Source organism: Promicromonospora sp. NPDC060271, from assembly GCF_042726755.1.
GTDB lineage: Bacteria > Actinomycetota > Actinomycetes > Actinomycetales > Cellulomonadaceae > Promicromonospora.
Genome location: NZ_JBHXBG010000317.1, coordinates 1 through 1,669 on the forward strand (window position 1 = coordinate 1; position 1,669 = coordinate 1,669).

1 protein-coding gene is annotated in these 1,669 nt (G+C 73.3%); it reads right to left on the reverse strand.

The genetic code is table 11. The features are described from left to right. Positions 1-110: 110 nt before the first annotated feature. Positions 111-1,565, reverse strand: coding sequence for an isochorismate synthase MenF (locus ACFWE2_RS25330; protein ID WP_377226968.1), 1,455 nt, complete (start codon positions 1,563-1,565; stop codon positions 111-113). Positions 1,566-1,669: the final 104 nt, after the last annotated feature.

Here is a 1,669-nt window from a genome sequence, read left to right on the forward strand (position 1 = left end):
AAGAGACAGTGGCTGACCTGCTCGGCGGCGATCAGTTCCGCGAGGGGGGCGCCGCTGGATATTTGTCCTCTCAAACCGTTTCGAGAGGACAAATATCCAGCACTCAACGATCAGGGGGTGGCGCCTAGGGCGTAGCGCATCGGTTCCAGCTTGGCTTCTGACTCCGCCAGCTCCGCCTGGGGGTCGGAGGCTGCGACTATGCCGCAGCCCGCGAAGAGGCGGATGTGGTGCCGGTCGGTCGCCGAGATCTCGGCGGACCGCAGGGCGATGCCCCACTCGCCGTCGCCGTCGGCGCCCACCCAGCCGACCGGCCCGGCGTACCGGGCCCGGTCCAGGCCCTCGATCTCCCGGATGAGGCTGCGCGCTGCGGTGGTCGGCGTCCCGCAGACCGCTGCGCTCGGGTGGAGCGCGGCCGCCAGCGAGAGCGACGACGGCCGCAGGCCCGACGCCGGGCTCTGGTCGGTCAGCACGCCCGTCACGTCGGTCGCCAGGTGCATGACGTTCGGCAGGTGCAGCACGAACGGCGCCTCGGGCACGTTCATCGACGAGCAGAACGGTTCCAGCGCGGCGGCCACGGAGCGCACCGCGAACTCGTGCTCCTCCAGGTCCTTCGACGAGCGGGCGAGCTTGGCGGCGTGCAGGAGGTCGGCGTCGGCCGGGACCGCCGGCGAGCCGGGGCCGTGCTCGCGGCTGATGGTGCCGGCCAGCACACGCGACGCCACCAGGCCCTTCTCGCTGCGGACCAGGAGCTCCGGCGTCGCGCCCACCATGCCGTCCACGCTGAACGCCCAGCAGGCGTCGTAGGCGGATGTGAGCCGGCCGAGCAGATGGCGCGTGTCGACCGGGTGCTCGGCCGTTGCGACGACGTCGCGCGCGAGCACCACCTTCTCCAGCTCGCCGGTCTGGATCCTGGCCACACCCTCGGCGACCACCGCCGGCCAGTCCGCCGCGCCCACGGCGCCGTCGGTCAGGACCACCTTGCCCGGATCGGTCACGGGCTGGTGCGGGTAGGCGGACAGCAGCTCCTCGCCCACGGGGGCGGAGCGGTCGCCCACGAGGGAGATGGTGGTCGTCCAGGCCCGGCCACCCTTCCGGCCGACGACGACACGCGGCACGATCAGCACTCCGCTCGCCCGCGCGGGGTCCTCGGACTCGTCGCCCGGGGTGACGTCGTCGAACGCGAAGCTGCCGAACGCGACCAGGCCGCTCCCGGGCAGGCGTACGTCGTCGTGCACGACGGCGCGGTCGAGCACCTGGCGCCAGGCGTCGTCGGCGTCGGCGAAGCGGCCGGGGCCGAACGTCTCGAACCGCAGCGCCTCGCCCCAGCCCACGAGCCCGTCGCCGTGCCGCACCCAGGCGAGCGCGTTGGTGTCGGGGAGCCGGTCGACGAGTGCGGTCGGCGAATCGGGCAGGTCGTCGACCGCGACGGTGCGGACCACGAGCCGGGGACCGTCGGGGGCGCCCAGGGGCAGGTCTGGCGGGGGCGGCGCATCGGTGACCCAGGTGCCGGACACGGGGAAGCCGGTGGGTGCACCGGGGGTGCGTCCGGCAGGCGAGACGATCATCTTCCTCAGGATAAGCGCGCCGACCGCGCCTACCCGCAACCCGTTGCGGAGGTCACAGCGCGGTCGTGTGGTCGGTAGTCCGTCAGGTGGTCGGCAGCCCGGGC

Coding starts and splice junctions, on each gene's coding strand:
- ACFWE2_RS25330 (WP_377226968.1), bottom strand. CDS start 1,565: ATGATCGTCTCGCCTGCCGGACGCACCCCCGGTGCACCCACCGGCTTC.